This window comes from Streptomyces sp. NPDC001933 (assembly GCF_042890955.1).
Classification (GTDB): domain Bacteria; phylum Actinomycetota; class Actinomycetes; order Streptomycetales; family Streptomycetaceae; genus Streptomyces.
The window spans coordinates 306399-324890 of the sequence record NZ_JBIASS010000003.1 but is presented as its reverse complement, the minus strand read 5'-3'; the positions used below and the strand labels follow the sequence as shown (position 1 = coordinate 324890).

The following is an 18492-nucleotide window of genomic DNA, read 5'->3' as shown; positions in this document are numbered from 1 at the left end:
ATACGGATGCGGACAGGCAGCGTACTCACCTCGATCGTCACTTCGTTCGTGCTCGCGGCGGGGGCCCTCGCCCCCGCCGCCGACGCATACCCGACACACCCGACACGCCCGGCACACCCAGCGCACCCGGCACCACCGGAACGGGCCGGCATACCCAGCCTCACCGACGACCAGGGCCGCACGCTCACCCTGCGCGGCTGGAGCGTCGCGGACAAGGCGAACAGCGGTGACCAGGCGCTGAACGCCATCACCGAGAAGCACTTCCGCGATCTGCGGGCCAAGGGCTTCAACTTCGCCCGGGTGCTCTTCTTCTGGGACGACCTGGAGCCGAGCCGGGGCCACTACAGCGCCGAGTATCTGCGCCGGATCGACCGGGTCCTGGACTGGGCGCAGAAGTACGACATCCAGGTGCTGCTCGACGCCCACCAGGACGTGTTCGGCCCGGCGTTCAACGCCCGAGGCATCCCGGCCTGGGCGACCCGCACCGACGGTCTGCCCTTCACCCCGCACCCCGACGACTGGTTCTCGGAGTACTTCGAGCCCGCCGTGCAGCGCGCCTTCACCCACCTCTACGAGGACGCCGACCTCCAGCGCGCCCAGGCACGGATGTGGCAGGTCGTGGCCAAGCGCTTCGGGCACCACCCCGCCGTCCTCGGCTACGACCTGATCAACGAGCCGATGGGGGAGCTCGGCGAGGGCGAGGACCTGGCGACGGCCGCCCGCCGCATCGAGGCCCAGCAGATCACCCCGATGTACAACCGGCTGGCCCGCGCGGTCCGTTCGGTCGACCGCGACAACTGGCTGTTCGTCGAGCCCACCCCCATCGTCGGCGAGGGCGTGCCCACCGGACTGGGCGCGATCAAGGACCACCGCACCGTCTACGCCCCGCACTTCTACAACGCCGCGATGGAGGCCGGCGCCGACTACGACCCGGCGGCCGGCTGGATCGAGTCGTACGAGGCCGCCATCACCGCGTACCCGAAACAGCAGAAGATCCCGGTCGTGGTCGGCGAATGGGGCCCGCTGAACAACAAGCTCCCGCAGATGGGCCGCTTCTACCGGGACGCGATGGCCTCCCTGAGCCGCTACAGCTCGGGCTGGGCGGGCTGGGTGTGGTGCTACGGCGGTGGCTACTGCGCCCTGGACGAGAACGGCGCCTTCGCGGCCAACAAGGAGCGGACCGCCACGCCGTACGCACCCGCCGTCGCCGGAACCGTCCACTCCGACACGTACGACGCCAGCGCGCGCGTCTACCGGCTGAGTTACACGGCGGGCCGTCATGGCAGCACGGAGATCTCGCTGCCGCCGACCGCAGGGCGGTGGCGGGTCTCGGTCGACGGTCGCGCCGAGGTCCGCCGGCACGGCGGAGAGGTCCGCGTCCAGGCCCGCAAGGGGGCGCGCATCACGGTGACGGTGACCGGGTCCGGGGCCGGGACGGAGCGCGGCTGAGCGGTCCGTACACCGCACCACGCGCCCCATACGCCACGCCTGCCACATCACGCGCCGCACATCGCGCCCGCACACCCCGGGCGAGGCGGGGCGGTTCAAGGAGGCGGGCTGAACCCGGGTCCTCGAACCGCCCCCCACCCCGTCACTTCTGCCCGTCGTCGCCCTTCCCCAGCAGCGCCCCGATGTGGGCCGCCGCCGTCGACAGGTGGCGGCGGGCCTCCGTGAGCTGCTCCTGAGTGACGCCCCTGTCCCGGGCCGTGTCGCGGATGTCGTCGCGGAAGCGGTCGAGCAGCCGGTCCAGGTCGCGGGCCGGGTCGCCGGTGCGGGGGGTGTCCTTGCCCCAGTCGGTGTCGGCTCCGGCCGGTTCCGGCTTGACGTAGGGGGGCCAGGTGCCCGTCCTGGCGAAGCCGCCGAGCTGGCCGGTGATCTCGGCCAGTCCCTCCCGTACGCCCGAGGGCCAGTCGCCCCGCGCGAAGTGCTCCTGGACCTGCCGGGCGGCGTTCTGCATCTGCTCGCGCGCCCGGTCCTGGGCCTCCTTGGCCTGACGGCGGGCCTGCTGGGCATCCTCACGGGCGCGGCGGGACTCGTCCTTCGCCCGGCGGGCCTGCTCCTTCCACTCCTGCTTGGCCTTGCGCAGCTCCTCCTTGGCGGCGCGCCAGGCCTCCTTGTCGCCGAAGTCCCCGAGGTCGCCGAAGGCGGACTCCCAGTCGCCCTTGCGGCCGGAGCCGGAGCCGGAGCCCGAGCCCGAGCCCGAGCCCGAGCCCGAGCCGGAACCGGCGCCCGAGCCGGTGTGCCTGGTCTCGTGTGCGGCGGCCCGCATCTCGCTGCGCAGCTTGCCGGCGGCGCCGCGCACGTCGTCCCGTATCTCGGCGGCCAGCTCGGAGACCGAATCCCGGATCTCCAGCTCCAGGTCGGCCAGTTCGCCGGTGCGGCCGGCCAGCTCGGCCCGGCCCGCGTCGGTGATCGAGTAGACCTTGCGGCCGCCCTCGGTGGCATGGGTGACGAGGCCCTCGGCCTCCAGTTTGGCGAGGCGCGGATAGACCGTGCCCGCCGAGGGGGCGTACAGGCCCTGGAAGCGCTCCTCCAGGAGCCGGATCACCTCGTATCCGTGGCGAGGGGCCTCGTCGAGGAGCTTCAGCAGGTAGAGGCGGAGGCGGCCATGGGCGAATACGGGGGGCATGTCAGAGCACCTTTCCGGTCGGCTCGGCATCGTACGGACCGTCCTCGGCCGGCGGGCGGCGCAGCAGGGCGATCGAACCCGAGACGGTCGTCGCGCGCAGCTTCCCGGTCCCGGCGCCGAGCGTGCCGGTGATCTTCTTCGCGCCCCACTGGCCGCTGACCCGCAGGTCTTCGAACCCGTTGGAGACGGAGCCGCTCGCGGTGTTGGCCTCGACCGTCGCGTCCGCCGGGTGCGGCAGCCGGATGGCGACCTCGCCGGAGACCGTGGTCAGCCGGATGTCGGTGGGCTTCCCGGTCGGGTCCAGGTCGAGCACCATGTTGCCGCTGACGGATTCGGCCCGTACCGAGGCCCCGGCGCCCTCGACGACCGTCAGATCGCCCGAGACGGAATGGAAGCGCAGCTCGCCGGTGACCGACTGGGCCTCCACGCTGCCGGAGACCGTGTCGGCGAGCACCGGCCCGGCGAGCCCGACGAGCGTGGTGTCGCCGGTGACGCCCCTCACGTCCGTACGCCCGCGGATCCCGGAGACGACGGCGCCCGCGCCGACGACGCCGACCTCCACCGCCGACCCGGCCGGCACGGCGAGTGAGACGACCGCGCTGCGGTGCCAGCCCTTGCGGTCGAACCACTTGAGGAAGTTCTGCCAGGGCAGGTCCTCGTAGGCGACCGTGAGCACGCCGTCCTCCAGCGTCACGACCAGTGGCGGTCCCTCGATCCCGGAGACCTCCAGCCGGGCGGCCGGCTCTTCGGTGCCGACGACGTTGACGGTGCCTCCGACGATGCGCACGTTGAGCGACGTCACGGGGTCGTCGAAGGTCAGCTTCTGGGGCTCGGCGATGGCCCATGTCGACACAGGCATGGATCTGACCTCCTGGGGAGCGCGGCTGACGCAATATATCGCATCTCTTGATGAACACGATATATCGCGGATCGGGGAAGTCAAGGCGCGTCGCGATGCCGTCGGTGGATCACTGGGAGGGGCAAAGGGCGTCAAATATTGGCAAATTGCCCTAGCGTGTGAGGCATGAATGCGACATCTCCCGTGGGGGCGCTGCTGCTGTGCCGAGCCGAACCGGAGGCCGTGAGGCCGGTGGCCCATCTGCTGCGCGAGCGGATGCTGCTCGCTCCCGCCGGGGACGGATGGTCCGTCCTCGTGCCCGAGGGGAAGCCCTGGCAGGGCGCGGTCGCGGAGGCCGGTGCCGCGGACGTGGTGGACCCGGTCGACCGGGTCGTGGCCGGCTGGGCCGCCGCGCTCGCGGTCGGCTCGACGTGGCCCGTGCTCGCCCTGTGGTGGGACGGCGACCGGGCCGGCTGCACGCTCGCCTCCGGATTCCGCCGCCCGGTCGGCTACGTCTGGCTCGCGGACGGCACCCCGGCCGGTGAGGACGAGGCGATGCGTACGTTCGCCGAACGGCTCGGCCTGGACTCCGTACTGGACGTCCAGGCGCTCGACGAGCTGATCCGCCCGGACCCGGACGCCGACGCGCGCATCCGGCTGCGCGGGCTGCTCGCCGTACTGACCCGGGTCGGGCTGATCCTGCCGCCCGGACTGGACCCGGACACGCCCGGCGACCGGCTGTACGAGGCGGCCGACGACCGGCCCGAAGCGGAACCGGTCGCCCGGACCGGCCGGCGCGAGGCGGTGAAGGCCGAACTCGACGTGGTCGAGAGCAGCCGCCTCGGACCCTGGATGCGCGGCCCCCGGGCCCGTGCGCTGGCAGGTGCCCAGTTCGCGGCCGGGCTGCCGCTGGCCCTCTGGGGGCTCAGGCGCCGCGGCGGCGGATGGGTGCTCGCGGGGGCGCTGCTGCTGGCGCACGGGGCGCTCGGGCTCGCCCACGACCGGATGAGGGGCGCCGAGGGGCCCGCGGACGGGCGCGGGTGACCGTTCGTCCTGGCCCCTGCTCCTAGTCCTAACTCCTAGTCCTCGTCCTCGTCGTCGAGCCGGGCCAGCCAGGTCGCGAGGCGCTCGACCGGCACCTCGAAGTCGGGATTGAGATCGACGAACGTACGGAGCTGCTCGGCGAGCCACTCGAAGGTGACCTCTTCCTCGCCTCGCCGCTTCTCCAGCTCCTCGATACCGCGGTCGGTGAAGTACATGCGGCAAGCCTAATGCCTGGTGGCAGCCCCACGAAGGCCGGGAGCGGGTCCCCGGGCCGCGCACTCCGGCACCTCCACGAACCGTCGCGACCGGCCCCCGTCACCCCCGCCGGCCCGCCGGGAACCGCCCCGCACCACTACCGCGTCCTGGTCCGCGCACCCGCCCGCGTACCCGTCCATCTGCCTCGCATCGGACGCGTACTGCCGTTAGCCTGCGGGTAGTTGGGGAACGGGGGGTTTCATGGGTGACAGTGACGCCCGTATTACGCGCATTGAGATGCCCGACGGTACGGAGGTCTGGGCGCGGATCTCCGGCGCCGAGGAGCTGGCGCAGTCCGGCTCGGGACCGTCGTTCGCGGACATCGGCGCCGGGAACATCGCGGACCGGGTGCAGGCTCGGGTCGAGAGCCTGCAAGGGGTCGTGACCAGCGTGGCGCGTTCGCTCGCCGAGCCGCTGCGGGCCGTGCGGCCCGACGAGGTCAGCGTCGAGTTCGGGATCGAGCTCACCGCGAAGTCCGGCAAGGTCGTCGGGCTGCTCGCGGACGGCGAGGCCAAGGGGTCGATCAAGGTCACGCTGACGTGGAACGGCGGCGGGCCGCCCCTCGACCCGCAGGTACCCGCGCAGTCGCCGGGGCAGCAGCCGGCCACGCCCTCCACCTCTCCGTCCGCCGGGGCACCCACCGGCGCACCGGCGCACGCGGGCGGCACCGGGCCGGACGACGGAAGCGGATCGTGACGCAGCCGCCGGGCGGGGGCGCGTGGCACGGGCCGGGCGGCGCCGAATCCGCGCTGATTCGCCTCGTGAAGGACGCCACGGTGCGCATCCATCGTCCGGAGCCCGGGTATGCCCCTGAAGGATCCGACGGCGACTTCCTGGGGAGCGGATTCTTCATCGCTCCGAGCTGGGTCCTCACGTGCGCGCACGTGGCGATGGAGGGGAGGGGGCGTCAGGTGAACGTGGTCTACAAGACCGCTCGTGGCGGCGACGCCGTCAGGGTCGGGGGCACGGTCGTCGCGGCCCTGCCCGAGGAGCGGCCCGGCACGGGCGGCTGGCCGGCCCCCGACCTCGCGCTCATCCAGCTGCTGCGGCCCGTCGAACACCCCTGTGTGTACCTCAGCGAGCGCTCCACGGGCATGAACCGCGGCGCGTACTACTTCGCGGGCTGGGCGGACGGCGGAGCCGGAGCGCTCAAGCGGCTCGGCCGGGAGTGCCGGGTGGTGGGCACCGTCGACGACTGGGCCGACGGCGACGAACAGGTGCTGATCGAGGCGAGCCAGCTCTACGCGGGCATGTCCGGCGGCCCCGTCGTCGACCTGGCCAGGGGCGAGGTCGTCGGCGTACTCAAATCACGCTCCATGGATACGAACGGCGGTACGGCGATCGGCGTGGAGCGGCTGCGCACGCTGCCCGTGCCCGACCAGGCAGCCACGGCCGAGTCCGACGACCCGTACCAGGCGGTGTTCCACGCCCACGACCGCTACCACGCCGACCGGCACGACAACCCGGTGGACGACGAGGAGTCCTGGGCGGACGTCCAGCGGGACCTGGGCGCCGTGGCGGGCCCGGCGCTCACCCCGCAGCAGCGCGTCGACCTGCTGGGCCGGTTCGCCAAGCTCCCGCCGCCGGTCAGCACCCGCAGCCTGCTCGACACCCTCGGCGGCCTCGGGTACGGCTACCGGACCGTCGGCGTCCCGGCCCCCCGGGGCTGGCGCGACGGGCTGGGCGTCCTGTACGACGCACGCGAGGGCGACGAGGCGCTGGAGCGGATCCTGCGCTACTGCATGGGCGCCATCACCGCCGAACGCCCCTATGTGGTGCCCTCCACCCAGCGCGCCGAGGACGCCCTGTGGGACTGGGTGCGCGAGACCGCGAAGGAGCGGCTCAAACCACCGTTCCGCCGAGAGATGGCCAGGCTCCGGTACCAGGGCCGGTACGACCGGGGCGCCGAGCACGTGCGGACGCCCGATCCGGCCGACGAGCCGGTCCGTCCGGTGCGGGCCCCCACGTTCGTCGTGCTGTATCTGGAGCCCCGCGCCTGGGAGCCGGACCAGTACGACTGGCGGGTCGTCGCCCGGATGACCGCCGAGGACCTGCCCGTCACCGAGAACTACCAGGGCACCAGGGCCGACGAGCTGCCGGCCAGGCTCGCCGCCTCCCTCGGGAAGGCGTTCCGGATGTGCGACGAGCCAGACAGCCCCGCGATCCTCCAGGTCGTGGTGCCGCCGGCACTGCTCGACCTGGAGGTCGAGAACTGGCAGCTGCCCGCGGACAGCCGGCCCCTCGGGGTCCAGCGGCCGGTGGTCGTCCGGTGCTCGGACGAGGGCCCCGCCCCGTCCGACGACGCCGTCCGGGAGCGCCAGGCGCGCTGGAACCGCATTCACACCGGTCCGACCCGGGCCGCCGTCCTGGACTGCGACGACGGAATGCGGGTACCCGTGCCCGTGGCGGCGAAGCTGCGCGGACTGCCGCACGAGACCGTCCCGGTGTTCTGCCGCTACGGCGGCCGGACCGACGCCCAGAGCGTCGCGGGGTTCGCGCGGGTGCTCGACGACGGGTTCGGCGTGGTCCTGTGGCGGCGCCCGAGGACCGAACGGGCCGCGTCCTGCACCGAGTTCCACCTCCGGGTCGTCGACACGGTCGACGGGGCGGGCGTGGCCGAGCGGCTTCCGCAGAAGATCCATGAACTGAGAAAAGGGGTGCGTGAGGGCCGGCCCGACATGTTCTGGTCGGACGGCATCGCCCTGGTCTACGGAAACCCGCAACCGCCCATGCCCGGCCCGTTGTTGCAGGCTCCGTGAAGCCTCTTTCGAGGGGTGTCCCGGATGACTACGGTGAACCACGTTCGACTGCTGCCCCTGGCGGACGAGTGATGACGAGGAACACGTTATGAGTGAACCCAGCGAGTGGCTCATCTACCGAGGGGCCGGCGAACCGCACGAAGGCATCGAGCAGTTGCCTCCGCCGCCGCCCTGGCGCGACTTCGCGAGCCGTGGCGCCCCGGCCCCCGACGAGCCGGACGGGGACGGCTCCGCCGACCGGCGCCTCGGCGGCCACCGGCACGTCGCCGAACTCCACCGGCCGGGCGCCGAGGAGCTCGAAATGATCAACGCGGCGCTCTATCTGCGGCGTCCGCTGCTGGTCACCGGCACCCCCGGCGCGGGCAAGAGCACGCTGGCCCACTCGGTCGCCCATGAACTGGGGCTCGGCCGGGTGCTGCGCTGGCCGATCGTGAGCCGGACGACGCTGCTGGACGGCCTCTACCACTACGATGCGATCGCCCGGCTCCAGGACGTACAGATCGCCGCGCACAGCGCCGCAGCCGGCACGGGCGCCGGCCCGGCCACGGACGATGTGGGCAGTTACATCCGCCTCGGACCGCTCGGCACCGCGCTGCTCCCCTCGGACCGGCCCCGCGTGCTGCTCATCGACGAGCTCGACAAGAGCGACATCGACCTGCCGAACGACCTGCTCAACGTGTTGGAGGAGGGCGAGTTCGGCATTCCGGAGCTGGAGCGGATCGCCGACCGGCTGCCCGACGGCGAGGCGCGGGTACTCGACGACGACGGCAACAAGGTGACGGTGCGGGGCGGCCGGGTGCAGTGCACCGCCTTCCCGTTCGTGGTGCTCACCAGCAATGGGGAGCGGGACTTCCCGGCGCCACTGATGCGCCGCTGCATCCATCTGGAGCTGGGGCGCCCCGACCACCAGCGCCTCGCCACCTTCGTACGTGCCCACCTCGGCGACGAGGCGGCGCGCTCCGGGGACGACCTGATCGCCCACTTCCTGGAGCGGTCCCGCAGTGAACTCCTCGCCACGGACCAGCTGTTGAACGCCATCTACCTCACCGACGCCGCCGCCCCGGCCGGCCGCGACCGCCTCGCCGACCTGCTCATCCAGCGACTCGACAGGCCGAGGTGATGGGCTGATGGCGGGCGCCGGTGCGAGACACGGACCGGACGGCGAACACCACCCCGGCGACGACGACGGCGACGGTGACGGCGTGGCGGGGGAGGGGATTTCGGTGCCGCGCAGGGCGGGTTCCGGCGACGACGGTGTTGTGGTGCCGGGCGGCGCGGGACCCGGCGACGGTGTTGCGGTGCCGCATGGGGCGGGATCCGACGACGCGGGGCTCTTCCCCGCCTTCGTGGCGCGGCTGCGCGAGGCGGGGCTCGACCCCGACGTCGAGCAGCTGCGCGACGCACTCTGGCTGGCCCGCTGGGCCCGTCACCCGGACGCACCGCCTGCCGACCCCGACGCCGACACCACCACCGGGGAGCGGGGGAACATTCCGGGCGTCCGCCTGTCCCCGGAGCCGCCGTCGAGCGGGCGGCCCGAGGCCCCCGGGCCCGACGCCGCGAAGCCCGAGCGCGACGCCCCGGGCGACGAACCCCTGCCACGGGCGGACCCCGGCGACCCCGACCGGCGGATCACGCTCTACCCCGTACCGCGTACCGGACCCTCGGGCCGCGCCCGTTCCGGCGGCCCGTCGGGCACGGGCACGGGCGCCGCCCGGAAGGGGCGTACGGCCGCCCTCGCCTTCGGTGTGCCCGCCGCCCCGGCGCTGCCCGCACCCCTCGAACTCCAGCGCGCGCTCAGGCCGTTGCAGCGCTACCACCCCGCGTCGCCACCGCTGCGCAGCACCCTCGACGAGACGGCGACCGCCGAACTCAGCGCCCGCGCGGGCGGGTTGATCATCCCGGTGTTCCGCGGCGTGTCCCGGGGGGAGGCGGTCCTGCAGTGCGTCATGGACGCCTCGTCCTCGATGCTGGTCTGGGACCGGATGTTCGGTGAACTCCAGCAGATATTCGCCCAGTTGGGCGCCTTCCGGGACGTACAGGTCCGCTATCTGCACCAGGGCCCCGACGGCGCGGCCGCGGTGAGCCGCAGCCCCGACCCGGCCGCGGCGCCGCTGAACTCCGCGGACCGGCTGAGCGATCCGACCGGCCGCCGGGTCACCGTCCTGGTCAGCGACTGCGCCGGTCCGCTCTGGCACAGCGGCCGGGCCCACCGGCTGCTGCACCAGCTGGCCGCGCAGGCCCCGGCCGCCGTGCTCCAGCCGCTGCCGCAGCGGATGTGGAACCGCACCAGACTGCCGGTCACCTACGGTTCGCTGTCCCGGGGCGACGGACCCGGCGGAGCCGCCGTGCTCAAGGTCGTGGAGCAGCCGGGTACGGGCCCCGCCGTGCACCCGGGGGCCCTGGCCGTACCCGTTCTCCCGCCGGTGGAAAGGGCGCTGGCGGCCTGGGCCCGGCTGCTCTCCGGCACCGGCTCGGGACAGATCTCCGGCGCGGTCGGCTGGGTGCGGGCCGATCAGCCGGCGGCGGCCGCGCAACGCGCGGGCGACGGACTCTCCTCGCTCCAGCTGGTCAGCCGCTTCCGCTCGGCGGCCTCACCCGCCGCCGGGCAACTGGCCGTCTACCTCGCGGCGGCCCCGCTGCACCTCCCGGTGATGCAGCTGGTGCAGCGCACGATGCTGCCCCACTCGGGCCCTTCCGAACTCGCCGAGGTGCTGCTCAGCGGGTTGCTGACGCGGAGCAGGAACGAGGACGGGGGTGAGCACGACGGCCAGTGGTACGAATTCGTGCCCGGCGTCCGGGAAGCGCTGCTCGGGCCGCTGGGCCGCGACGAGGCGCTGCTCGTGCTCAAGCACTGTTCGCAGTACATCGAGCAGCGGTTCGGCAGGGGCGGTCCGAACTTCCCGGCCCTGGCCTTCGCCCAGCTCGGCGAACGCCGGCACGAACGCAGATACCCGTCCACGCCGGCCCCCGCCGGTACGGACCCCCTGGAGGACGGCACACCCGACGGGGGGATCGAGGAGGGTGGCGAGAACGAGGAGAGCGGCGCAAGCGGCGGGTCGCGCGTCCCCCACCCCTTCGCCGAGGTCGCGGTCCGCGTACTGGAGCGTTTCATGCCCCTGCCCGAGCAGTTCGTGATGCAGACCGGAAGCGGCGGCCGCCCGAGCCTCGTACGGACCCCGAACACCGCGGTGGAGAGCGCCCGCGCCCTCCTGCGGCAGTTCGAATCGGACAGCATGGTGCAGTACCTCATCGACGCCGTGCAGCTGCTGCGCGGCGCCGCCGTGCGCGAGGAGCAACCGGACACCGACCCCGCACTGTGGGCGGAGTACGCCCGCTGCGTGCTGCGGCTGTGGGAGGTCCAGGGCGACGCCGAACTGCTCCGCGAGGCCGAGTACGCCGCCGAACGGGCCGCCGCGCAACCCGCAGCGGTACGCGAACGGGCCGTACTGGCCAAGGTGTTGCACGCCGCAGCCGACGACCGGCGGCGGCGCGGCGACCGGCGCGGAGCGCTGGAGCTGCTGCGCCGTGCCGACCGCGAGTACACGGCCGCCTGCTCGGCCCCCGGCCTGGACCCCGCCGAGGCCCTCCGGCTGACCCTGGAACGGGTGCGGGCCCTGGAGGCGCAGTGGCGGCTCGACGGCGACACCGCCCTGCTCCAGGCCGCGTGCGGGATGCTGGAGGCGTTCGCCGATGTCTGGCCCGACCAGGAGAACCGCCCCACCACCCTGCCCCTGGCGCACGGACGGACCATGCTGAAGCTGGCCGGGGCCACCGCCGACACCGAACAGTCCCGGGTGTACGCGGGCCAGGCCGCACGCTCCCTGCGCACCGCCTTCGAACAGGGCGGCGGCCGGCACACCCTGGGCACCGAGGTGCGCATCCTGCTGGACCTGGTGGACGCCCTGCTCGGCTCCGGCCAGGAACCGGACGAGGCCGCGACACTCGTCGAGCAGGCCCTGGCGACCGTACGCGATCAGCGGCAGCGCGCCGCGCTGCGGATCAGGGCCGGCCGGGTCCGGGTCGCCCGGTACGAGCACACCGGCGAGCCCGACGAACTCGTGGCCGCCGCCGACTGGTTCGCCCGCGCCGCCCGGGACGTCCCCCGCGACTCGCGCGCCCACACCGACCTGCTCGCCGAATGGGGCGGCACCCTGCTGCGCCGGGCCAGGCTGCCGGACGGCCGCCCGCACATCGGCGCCGCGATCCGGGTGCTGCGCGACTGCCGTACGGAGACGCCGGCGGGCAGCACCCGCCAGGCCGAGCGGCTGCTGATGCTGGGCCGCGCACTGATGCTCCGGCACCGCGCCACCGAGGACCGGGTCGACCTCCGCGAGGCCGAGCACCTCTTCGGCCTCGCGGCCCAGGAGGCGGCCGACCCGCTGACCGAGGCAAGCTGCTGGCTGGAGCTGGGCCGCTCCCACCTGGACGCCGCCCGGGTGCTCCAGCGCCCGGCCCGGCTCGACGACGCGGCCGAGGCGTTCCGGGGGGCGGCTGAGGCGGCCGGCCGGGCGGAGGCGGAGCTGGACAGTCCGCAACAGCTGGGACAGGCAATCGAGTTGAGCGCTACAGCCAATCACTGGTGGGGTATGACGTACGAGAAGGCGGGCCGCCCCCGGGCCGCGCGGGAGGCGTACCGGGCGGCCCATCGGGAATGGCGCAAACTGCCGGACGGCGGCGGCGCTGCGGGTGAGTCGACCGCCGCGCGGCTGGCGGAGCTGGAGCGCTGAGCCGCGCGACGGAGAGCGCTCGGCGGTGCGGTGCGGCCGGTGAGTGTTTCACGAGGCGTAGGCCCGGTCGGGCGGGGCATCCGTACAGGGGTGGTCGGTGCGGGCGGGGCCCGTGCCGGTGCACAGGTCAGGGACGCGGGTTCGACGGGGTGCGCTCAAGGGCGAGCATGCCACCGCGAGCACGATGCGGTGTTACGGGGAGGAACGATGAGCGAGACGGCACACCAGGGCATACCGGACGACAGCCTGACGGGCGGACCGGACCCGCTGCCGGACCTGCTGGGGCTGGATCTGGAGTCGCTGCGGACGCTGGACCATCCGGTGCTCGCCGAGGTGGTGGCGGATCTGCGCGGGCGGGCCGAGCAACCGCGGGAGATGCTGTGGGGGTTCACCAGCGCCTTTTGAAGCCGCACGATTTCGGTCCGGGGGCCGGTTGAACAGGACATCGTGGTGGGGGACACGTTTGCCCGTACGGCAGGCCAGGGATACTCGCTTCGGGGCGGCGACGGGGGCCGTGCCGGCGGATGCGAACGGCACGGGGGTGCGGGAGTGTCTCGACAGGCGACGCCGAAAACACCCCCATGTGCCGGGCCGGACCAACCCCGGCCCTCCTTCGGACAGTTCATCGTCAAGGTGCACGGCCGTTGCAACCTCGCCTGCCGTTACTGCTACCTCTACGAGGGCCCCGACCAAACATGGCGTGACCGCCCGGCCGCCGCCGCGCCCGCCGTCCTGGAGCGCACCGCGCACCGTATCGCCGAACACGCGGCCACCCACGGACTGCGGGACATCGCGCTCGTCCTGCACGGCGGCGAACCCCTCCTCGCGGGCGCCGACCGGCTGGCAGCCTTCGCCAACCGGGTACGCGACCTGACGCCCGTCCACACCACCGTCCACACCACCGTCCAGACCAACGCGACCCTGCTCACCGAGGCCCGCACCGCCACGCTCGCCCGGCACGGCATACGCATCGGCATCAGCCTCGACGGCGGACTGGCCGCCCACAACACCCAGCGCACCGACCACGCCGGACGCCCCTCCTGGCCCGCCGCCTCGCGTGGCGCCCGGCTCCTCGCCGACCGGCACCCCGACGCGTACGCGGGCATCCTCACCGTCGTCGACCCCCGCACCGACCCCATCGAGATGTACGAGTCGCTGCTCGACCTGCACCCCCCGGCCATCGATCTGCTGCTGCCGCACGGCAACTGGACGAACCCCCCACCGGGCCTGCCGCGCACGGGTTCCGCGTCCGGCCGCCCGACCCCGTACGGCGACTGGCTCACCACCGTCTTCGACCGCTGGTGGCGCACCGGGCGGCGGGAGACCCGGGTCCGGCTCTTCGAGGAGTGCGTCGCCCTGCTGCTGGGCCTGCCGGGCGCCACCGAATCCCTCGGCCTCGACCCCGTCGACGCGATCGTGGTCGAGACGGACGGGTCGATCGAGCAGGTCGACTCGCTCAAGTCCGCCTACGACACGGCCGCCGCCACCGGGCTCGACGTCTTCCGCCACACCTTCGACGACGCCCTGCGCCACCCCGGCGTCGCCGCCCGCCGGGCAGGCGCCGACGCGCTCGCCGCCACCTGCCGCGCCTGCCCGCTGCTGGCCGTCTGCGGCGGCGGCCACTACGCACACCGCTACCGCGCAGAGAACGGCTTCGCCAACCCGTCCGTCTACTGCGCCGACCTCGAACGGCTGGTACGCCATGTCGCCGCCCGGCTGTCCGACGCAACCGCAGGAGAACGCCGATGATCCCCCCACTCCCGGACCACATGCTGCGTCAACTCGGCCGCACCGAAGGCGACGCCGACACCCTCCAGGTACTCGTACGTGATCAGGACACCCGAAGACTCCTCCTGCTGCGGGCCCTGCTCGACGCGGCCGAGGCGGCACCCGCCGACGTCCTCCCGCCCCACGCGCTCGACCGCCTCCGCCAGGACTGGGCGCTGCTGGAGACGGCCGAACGCGCCGACCGGACCGCCGTACGCACCGTCCTGCTGCACCCCCTCACCGGGCCATGGGTGCAGCGCTGCCTGCGTGGCCTCTCCGGCCCCGGCCCCGGCCCCGAACTCCGCTCCGACCTCGACCACTTGAGCGCCCTGGCCGCCGCGGCCGCGATCCGCGCCGGAATCCCGTTCACGACCCGGCTCGCCGCGCACGGCGGGCTCCTGTCCCTGCCCACCCTGGGTGCCCTGCGCGCGGAATCCGAAGCATCCGCACCGGTCGACATCGCCTTCTCCGGCAACGAGTTGACGATGCGTGAGAGCGGGCGGGAATCCATATCGGCACACACCCAGCCGGACGGCACGACCGGCTCGGCCGACCCGCGCTGGCTTCCGGTGCTAGCCCTGCCCGCCGTGCAGTCCGGCATCGGACCCGTTCCCCTGGACGACGTCGATCCGTACCGCACCGACGGCCGCGGACCCCGGCGGCACGGCCTGAGCGCCGCCACCCATGTCGACGACCACGAACGCAAGGCCTGGGCCGAGTCGTGGGCCGGTGTGGCACCCCTGCTCGCCATCGGTGGCGAGCACCGCCTCACCGAGGCGGCGGTCCTGCTCCGCTGCCTCGTCCCGCTCGGCCCGCCGCCCGGCTCGGGGCCCACCGGCGAGAGCGCGGCACACTGCAGCGGCACCAGGCGCGAGGCGTTCGGCGCCGTCCTCAGCAGCAAACCGGCCACCCCCGCCTACTTCGCCTCCACCCTCGTCCACGAACTCCAGCACACCAAACTCGCCGCGCTCGCCGCCCTCGTACCGCTGCATCACGAGGGCCCGGAGGCGCGCCACTTCGCACCGTGGCGCTCCGACCCCCGCCCCTTCGACGGGCTCCTCCAGGGCGCCTACTCGCACATCGCGCTCGCCGACTACTGGCAGCGGTTCGCGCTCTCCGCGCGGCGCGTCACCCACCGCGACCTGGCCTGGGCCGAGCACGCCCGCTGCCGCGAACAGGTCGGAGCGGTACTGCCCGTGCTGGCCGGCTCGGCGGCACTGACCCGCGAGGGCCGGGTACTGGTCAACGAGATGATCACGCTCTACCACCGTCTGGACGATTGCCCGCCTCCTTCCGGTCACCTCGCCCGCGCGGAGGCATACGTGGCCACCGCGCAGGTGATATGGCAGCAGAGGAACGGCTCGCACGGGCCGTGAGAACCCCCGGGATTGTCCGCCGGAACGACCAGGCTCCGGTGTATGTTGACAAGGCTCGAATCGAGGCAGGGAGACGGTTGAATGCCCGGAACGCGTAGGCAAGTTGGAGCAACCGGGGCGCAAACCGTCACCATCAGTTTCGCCGGTTTCAACCGGGCCTGGGCGACCTGGATCGGGGACCGTCTGGAGCGGCGCGGGGTGACGGTCGTCCAGCAGCGCTGGGACCCCCCGGTGGAGGTTTCGCTGGAGGAGTCGCTGCGCGATCTGACGCTCTCCCGGGGCCGAGTCCTGGTGATCCTCAGCGACTGGTACTTCCAGCTCGGACCGCGCAGCCACGACGAGTGGAACAGGGCGCTGCGCGAGGTCGTCGCCCCCGATCCCGACCGTTTCACCGCCGTCTGCGTCACCACGTCGGCGTTGCCCGGCGCCACCTCGGCCCTCGGCGCGGCCGACCTGACCAACATCGGTGCCGAAGAGGCCGAACGGCGGCTTCTCGTCCGCCTGGGCCTGCCCACCGACCCGCTGCCCGAGCCCGTCGAGGCCAGGCAGGGGCCCCGGTATCCGGCCGATGTCCCGGAGGTGTGGGGCGGCGTGCCGCGCCGCAACACCCGGTTCACCGGCCGGGAGGCGCTGCTCAGCAAGGCGTACCAGGCACTCCAGGACGCCGGACCCGGTGCCGGGGTCGTGACCCTGCACGGCATGTCCGGCGTGGGCAAGACCCAGCTGGCCGCGGAGTACGTCTACCGGTTCGGCTCGGAGTACGACGTGGTGTGGTGGGTGCCCGCCGACCGCCGTGCCCTGTACCGCCAGAAGCTCGCCGAACTAGCCCCCGAACTGGGCCTGTCCACGGGCGCCGAGTACGGCGAGCGGCTGCGGGCCGTGCGGGACGCGCTGCGCCGCGGCGAACCGCACTCCCACTGGCTCCTCGTGCTCGACGGCGCGGACGAGCCCGAGCACATCTGGGACCTGGTGCCCACCGGCCCCGGGCATGTGCTGATCACCTCCCGCAACCCGGAGTGGCGCGAGCACAACAGCAACCTCGTCGAGGTCCCCGTCTACAACCGGGACGAGTCCGTCGCCTTCGTCCGCCGCCGCGCACCACGCCTGACCCCGAACGACGCCGACCAGCTGGCCGAGGCCCTCGAAGATCTCCCGCTCCTCCTCGACCAGACGGCGGGCTGGCTCAACGACTCCGACATGTCCGTCGAGGAGTACATCGAACTCCTCGACGGCGGCATCGACCAGGACGTCGTCAAGGTCTCCGCCGACTTCCCGCTCGCCTTCCAGACCGCCTGGTCGATACTGCTGAACAAGCTCAAGGAAACCGTCCCGGAATCCGTCGACCTGCTGCGCCTGTGCAGCTTCTTCGCACCCGGCTCCATCCCCGTGCGACTGCTGAGGGAAATGCCCCCCGGTGAACTGCCGGAACAGCTTTCCGGCCTGATGAACGATCCGCTGCTGTGGAACAAGGCGATCGGCCAGCTCCGCCAGTACTCCGTGGTCCGCCTGGAGTCCCACGAGATGGCCGGCGAGGAGGCCTCGTCCGGCGAATCGCTCTACATGCACCGCATGGTCCACCAGATCGTCGGCAAGGACATGCCGGAACACGACCGCCACGAGTTCATCGACGTGGTCCGCAGGGCCCTCGCCGCCGCGGACCCCGGCCGCCCCACCGACACCCGGATGTGGCCCGCCTACGCCGAGATCACCCCGCACCTGAAGTGGGCCGACGTACTCAACAGCACCGACCCGGCCGTCCACGCGCTGGTACTCAACTGCCTGCGCTACATGTACCTCTCCGGCGAGTACCGGGCCGGCATCAAGCTGGGCGAACGCGCCATGAAGGCCTGGCGGGAACTCCTCGGCGAGGACCACCCCAGGGTCTGGGACCTCAGTTACAACTACGCGAACCTGCTGCGGGCCGTCGGCGACTACGCCGGTACGGAAGTCATCGAACGCGCCGCCGTAGACCACCTCCGTGCCGAACGTGGTGCCCAGGACCTGGAACACCTCCGCGCCGCCGGCGGCCTCGCCGCCGATCTGCGGGGCCTCGGCCGGTACGACGAGGCGCTGGAGATGTCGACCTGGATCCTCATGGCCTACCGCGAACTGCTGGGCGACCAGGACCCGCGCACGCTCAGTGCGCAGAACAACCTGGCCGTGTCGCTCCGGCTGCTCGGCAGATACGAGGAGTCCCTGGAGCTGCACCGGCGGACACTGGATGCCAGGCGGCAGGTGTTGCGCCCTCGCCACAGCTGGACGCTCTACTCCGAGATCCACTACGCCACCAGCCTGCGTCTGCTCGGCCGCTACAACGACGCCTTCTCGCTCCAGAACCAGAGCGTCCGGCTGCACCGGCTGGTCATGGGGACCGGACACCCGCAGACCTTGTGCGCCGAGCACAACCTCGCGCTGTGCCAGTACCGTGCGGGGGAGCGCGCCAAGGCGGCGACGTTGTTCACCCAGGTTCTCGAACGAAGCGAGCGGGTGCTCGGGGAGAACGACCCGCTGACGATGATGTTCGCGGCCAGTCAGAGCTTCTTCGCCCGCGAGCACGCCGACATCGACCAGGCCAGGGCGATAAGTGAGAAGGTGGTCGACGGCTATGTGGGCATGCTCGGCGAGGAACACCCGTACGTGGCGGGAACCCGGGGGAACCACGCCCTGATCCTCCGCAACGTGGGCGAACGCGACCATGCGCACGCCCTGCTGGAGGAGGCGCTCGCCGACATGACGCGAGCCGTGGGTGAGTACCACCCCTGGACCCTGGGCTGCGCGGTGAACGCCTCGGCGCTGCGCAATCTGGTGGGCGACCCGGAATCCGCGGCCGCGCTGACGGACGCGGTCATCACCAGGGCCACGGAGGTCCTCGGCCGGACCCATCCGCTGACTCTCTCCGCCCGGATCGCGCACGCCGCGGACCTGCGCGGCATCCGTGACCGCGAGCGCGCGGAGAAGGTCGAGCGGGAAGCATTGGGCGATCTGGTCGAGACACTGGGCGCCCAGCACGTCCACACGGTTTCGGCCCGCTCCCGCAACCGTCCGTACTGGGACTTCGAGCCGCAGATCATCTGAACGGGCTGCGCCCCGCCCGCAC

Annotated in this window: 13 protein-coding genes; 10 read left to right on the top strand and 3 right to left on the bottom strand. The window is 72.9% G+C overall.

All coding sequences use genetic code 11. From position 1 onward, the window contains the following. Window positions 1-6: 6 nt before the first annotated feature. A complete protein-coding gene (locus tag ACFYY7_RS09195; RefSeq protein WP_388658970.1) occupies window positions 7-1449 on the top strand; it encodes a cellulase family glycosylhydrolase in 1443 nt (480 codons plus the stop codon). A gap of 142 nt (window positions 1450-1591) precedes the next feature. On the opposite strand, the gene ACFYY7_RS09190 is transcribed toward ACFYY7_RS09195, so the two are convergent. Next, complete coding sequence (locus tag ACFYY7_RS09190; protein ID WP_388658967.1) at window positions 1592-2629, bottom strand: helix-turn-helix transcriptional regulator; 1038 nt, start codon at window positions 2627-2629, stop codon at window positions 1592-1594. Between the two features lies 1 nt (window position 2630). Then, complete coding sequence (locus ACFYY7_RS09185; protein ID WP_388658964.1) at window positions 2631-3488, bottom strand: DUF4097 domain-containing protein; 858 nt, start codon at window positions 3486-3488, stop codon at window positions 2631-2633. A 165-nt stretch (window positions 3489-3653) separates the two neighbouring features. Here ACFYY7_RS09185 and ACFYY7_RS09180 point away from each other — a divergent pair, with 165 nt between their 5' ends. Further along, a complete protein-coding gene (locus tag ACFYY7_RS09180; RefSeq protein WP_388658963.1) occupies window positions 3654-4511 on the top strand; it encodes a hypothetical protein in 858 nt (285 codons plus the stop codon). A 35-nt stretch (window positions 4512-4546) separates the two neighbouring features. On the opposite strand, the gene ACFYY7_RS09175 is transcribed toward ACFYY7_RS09180, so the two are convergent. Further along, window positions 4547-4726, bottom strand: a complete 180-nt coding sequence (locus ACFYY7_RS09175; RefSeq protein WP_128557595.1) for a DUF6104 family protein — start codon at window positions 4724-4726, stop codon at window positions 4547-4549. Window positions 4727-4967: 241 nt separating this feature from the next. Here ACFYY7_RS09175 and ACFYY7_RS09170 point away from each other — a divergent pair, with 241 nt between their 5' ends. The 8 genes from ACFYY7_RS09170 to fxsT all read left to right on the top strand — a co-directional run bounded on the left by ACFYY7_RS09170 (window position 4968) and on the right by fxsT (window position 18470). After that, window positions 4968-5462, top strand: a complete 495-nt coding sequence (locus ACFYY7_RS09170; RefSeq protein WP_388658959.1) for a CU044_2847 family protein — start codon at window positions 4968-4970, stop codon at window positions 5460-5462. Next, window positions 5459-7525 (top strand): trypsin-like peptidase domain-containing protein, encoded by a 2067-nt coding sequence (locus ACFYY7_RS09165; protein WP_388658957.1) that lies wholly within the window; start codon window positions 5459-5461, stop codon window positions 7523-7525. Before ACFYY7_RS09170 ends, ACFYY7_RS09165 begins: the two co-directional genes overlap by 4 nt. An 88-nt stretch (window positions 7526-7613) precedes the next feature. Continuing rightward, window positions 7614-8645, top strand: coding sequence for a MoxR family ATPase (locus ACFYY7_RS09160; protein WP_356088344.1), 1032 nt, complete (start codon window positions 7614-7616; stop codon window positions 8643-8645). Between the two features lie 7 nt (window positions 8646-8652). Then, window positions 8653-12252 (top strand): SAV_2336 N-terminal domain-related protein, encoded by a 3600-nt coding sequence (locus ACFYY7_RS09155; RefSeq protein ID WP_388658954.1) that lies wholly within the window; start codon window positions 8653-8655, stop codon window positions 12250-12252. A gap of 207 nt (window positions 12253-12459) precedes the next feature. Next, window positions 12460-12657 carry an FxSxx-COOH cyclophane-containing RiPP peptide gene (gene fxsA, locus ACFYY7_RS09150; protein ID WP_388658951.1) on the top strand — a complete coding sequence of 66 codons (198 nt, stop codon included), beginning with the start codon at window positions 12460-12462 and terminating at the stop codon, window positions 12655-12657. Between the two features lie 144 nt (window positions 12658-12801). Beyond that, window positions 12802-14001 carry an FxsB family cyclophane-forming radical SAM/SPASM peptide maturase gene (locus ACFYY7_RS09145; RefSeq protein WP_388658947.1) on the top strand — a complete coding sequence of 400 codons (1200 nt, stop codon included), beginning with the start codon at window positions 12802-12804 and terminating at the stop codon, window positions 13999-14001. After that, window positions 13998-15395, top strand: coding sequence for an aKG-HExxH-type peptide beta-hydroxylase (locus ACFYY7_RS09140; RefSeq protein WP_388658944.1), 1398 nt, complete (start codon window positions 13998-14000; stop codon window positions 15393-15395). Before ACFYY7_RS09145 ends, ACFYY7_RS09140 begins: the two co-directional genes overlap by 4 nt. An 81-nt stretch (window positions 15396-15476) precedes the next feature. Beyond that, window positions 15477-18470: an FxSxx-COOH system tetratricopeptide repeat protein gene (gene fxsT, locus ACFYY7_RS09135; RefSeq protein WP_388658941.1), complete on the top strand. Its 2994-nt coding sequence runs from the start codon at window positions 15477-15479 to the stop codon at window positions 18468-18470. The last annotated feature ends 22 nt before the right edge of the window (window positions 18471-18492 follow it).

Coding starts and splice junctions, on each gene's coding strand:
- ACFYY7_RS09195 (WP_388658970.1), top strand. CDS start 7: ATGCGGACAGGCAGCGTACTCACCTCGATCGTCACTTCGTTCGTGCTC.
- ACFYY7_RS09190 (WP_388658967.1), bottom strand. CDS start 2,629: ATGCCCCCCGTATTCGCCCATGGCCGCCTCCGCCTCTACCTGCTGAAG.
- ACFYY7_RS09185 (WP_388658964.1), bottom strand. CDS start 3,488: ATGCCTGTGTCGACATGGGCCATCGCCGAGCCCCAGAAGCTGACCTTC.
- ACFYY7_RS09180 (WP_388658963.1), top strand. CDS start 3,654: ATGAATGCGACATCTCCCGTGGGGGCGCTGCTGCTGTGCCGAGCCGAA.
- ACFYY7_RS09175 (WP_128557595.1), bottom strand. CDS start 4,726: ATGTACTTCACCGACCGCGGTATCGAGGAGCTGGAGAAGCGGCGAGGC.
- ACFYY7_RS09170 (WP_388658959.1), top strand. CDS start 4,968: ATGGGTGACAGTGACGCCCGTATTACGCGCATTGAGATGCCCGACGGT.
- ACFYY7_RS09160 (WP_356088344.1), top strand. CDS start 7,614: ATGAGTGAACCCAGCGAGTGGCTCATCTACCGAGGGGCCGGCGAACCG.
- ACFYY7_RS09155 (WP_388658954.1), top strand. CDS start 8,653: ATGGCGGGCGCCGGTGCGAGACACGGACCGGACGGCGAACACCACCCC.
- fxsA (WP_388658951.1), top strand. CDS start 12,460: ATGAGCGAGACGGCACACCAGGGCATACCGGACGACAGCCTGACGGGC.
- ACFYY7_RS09140 (WP_388658944.1), top strand. CDS start 13,998: ATGATCCCCCCACTCCCGGACCACATGCTGCGTCAACTCGGCCGCACC.
- fxsT (WP_388658941.1), top strand. CDS start 15,477: ATGCCCGGAACGCGTAGGCAAGTTGGAGCAACCGGGGCGCAAACCGTC.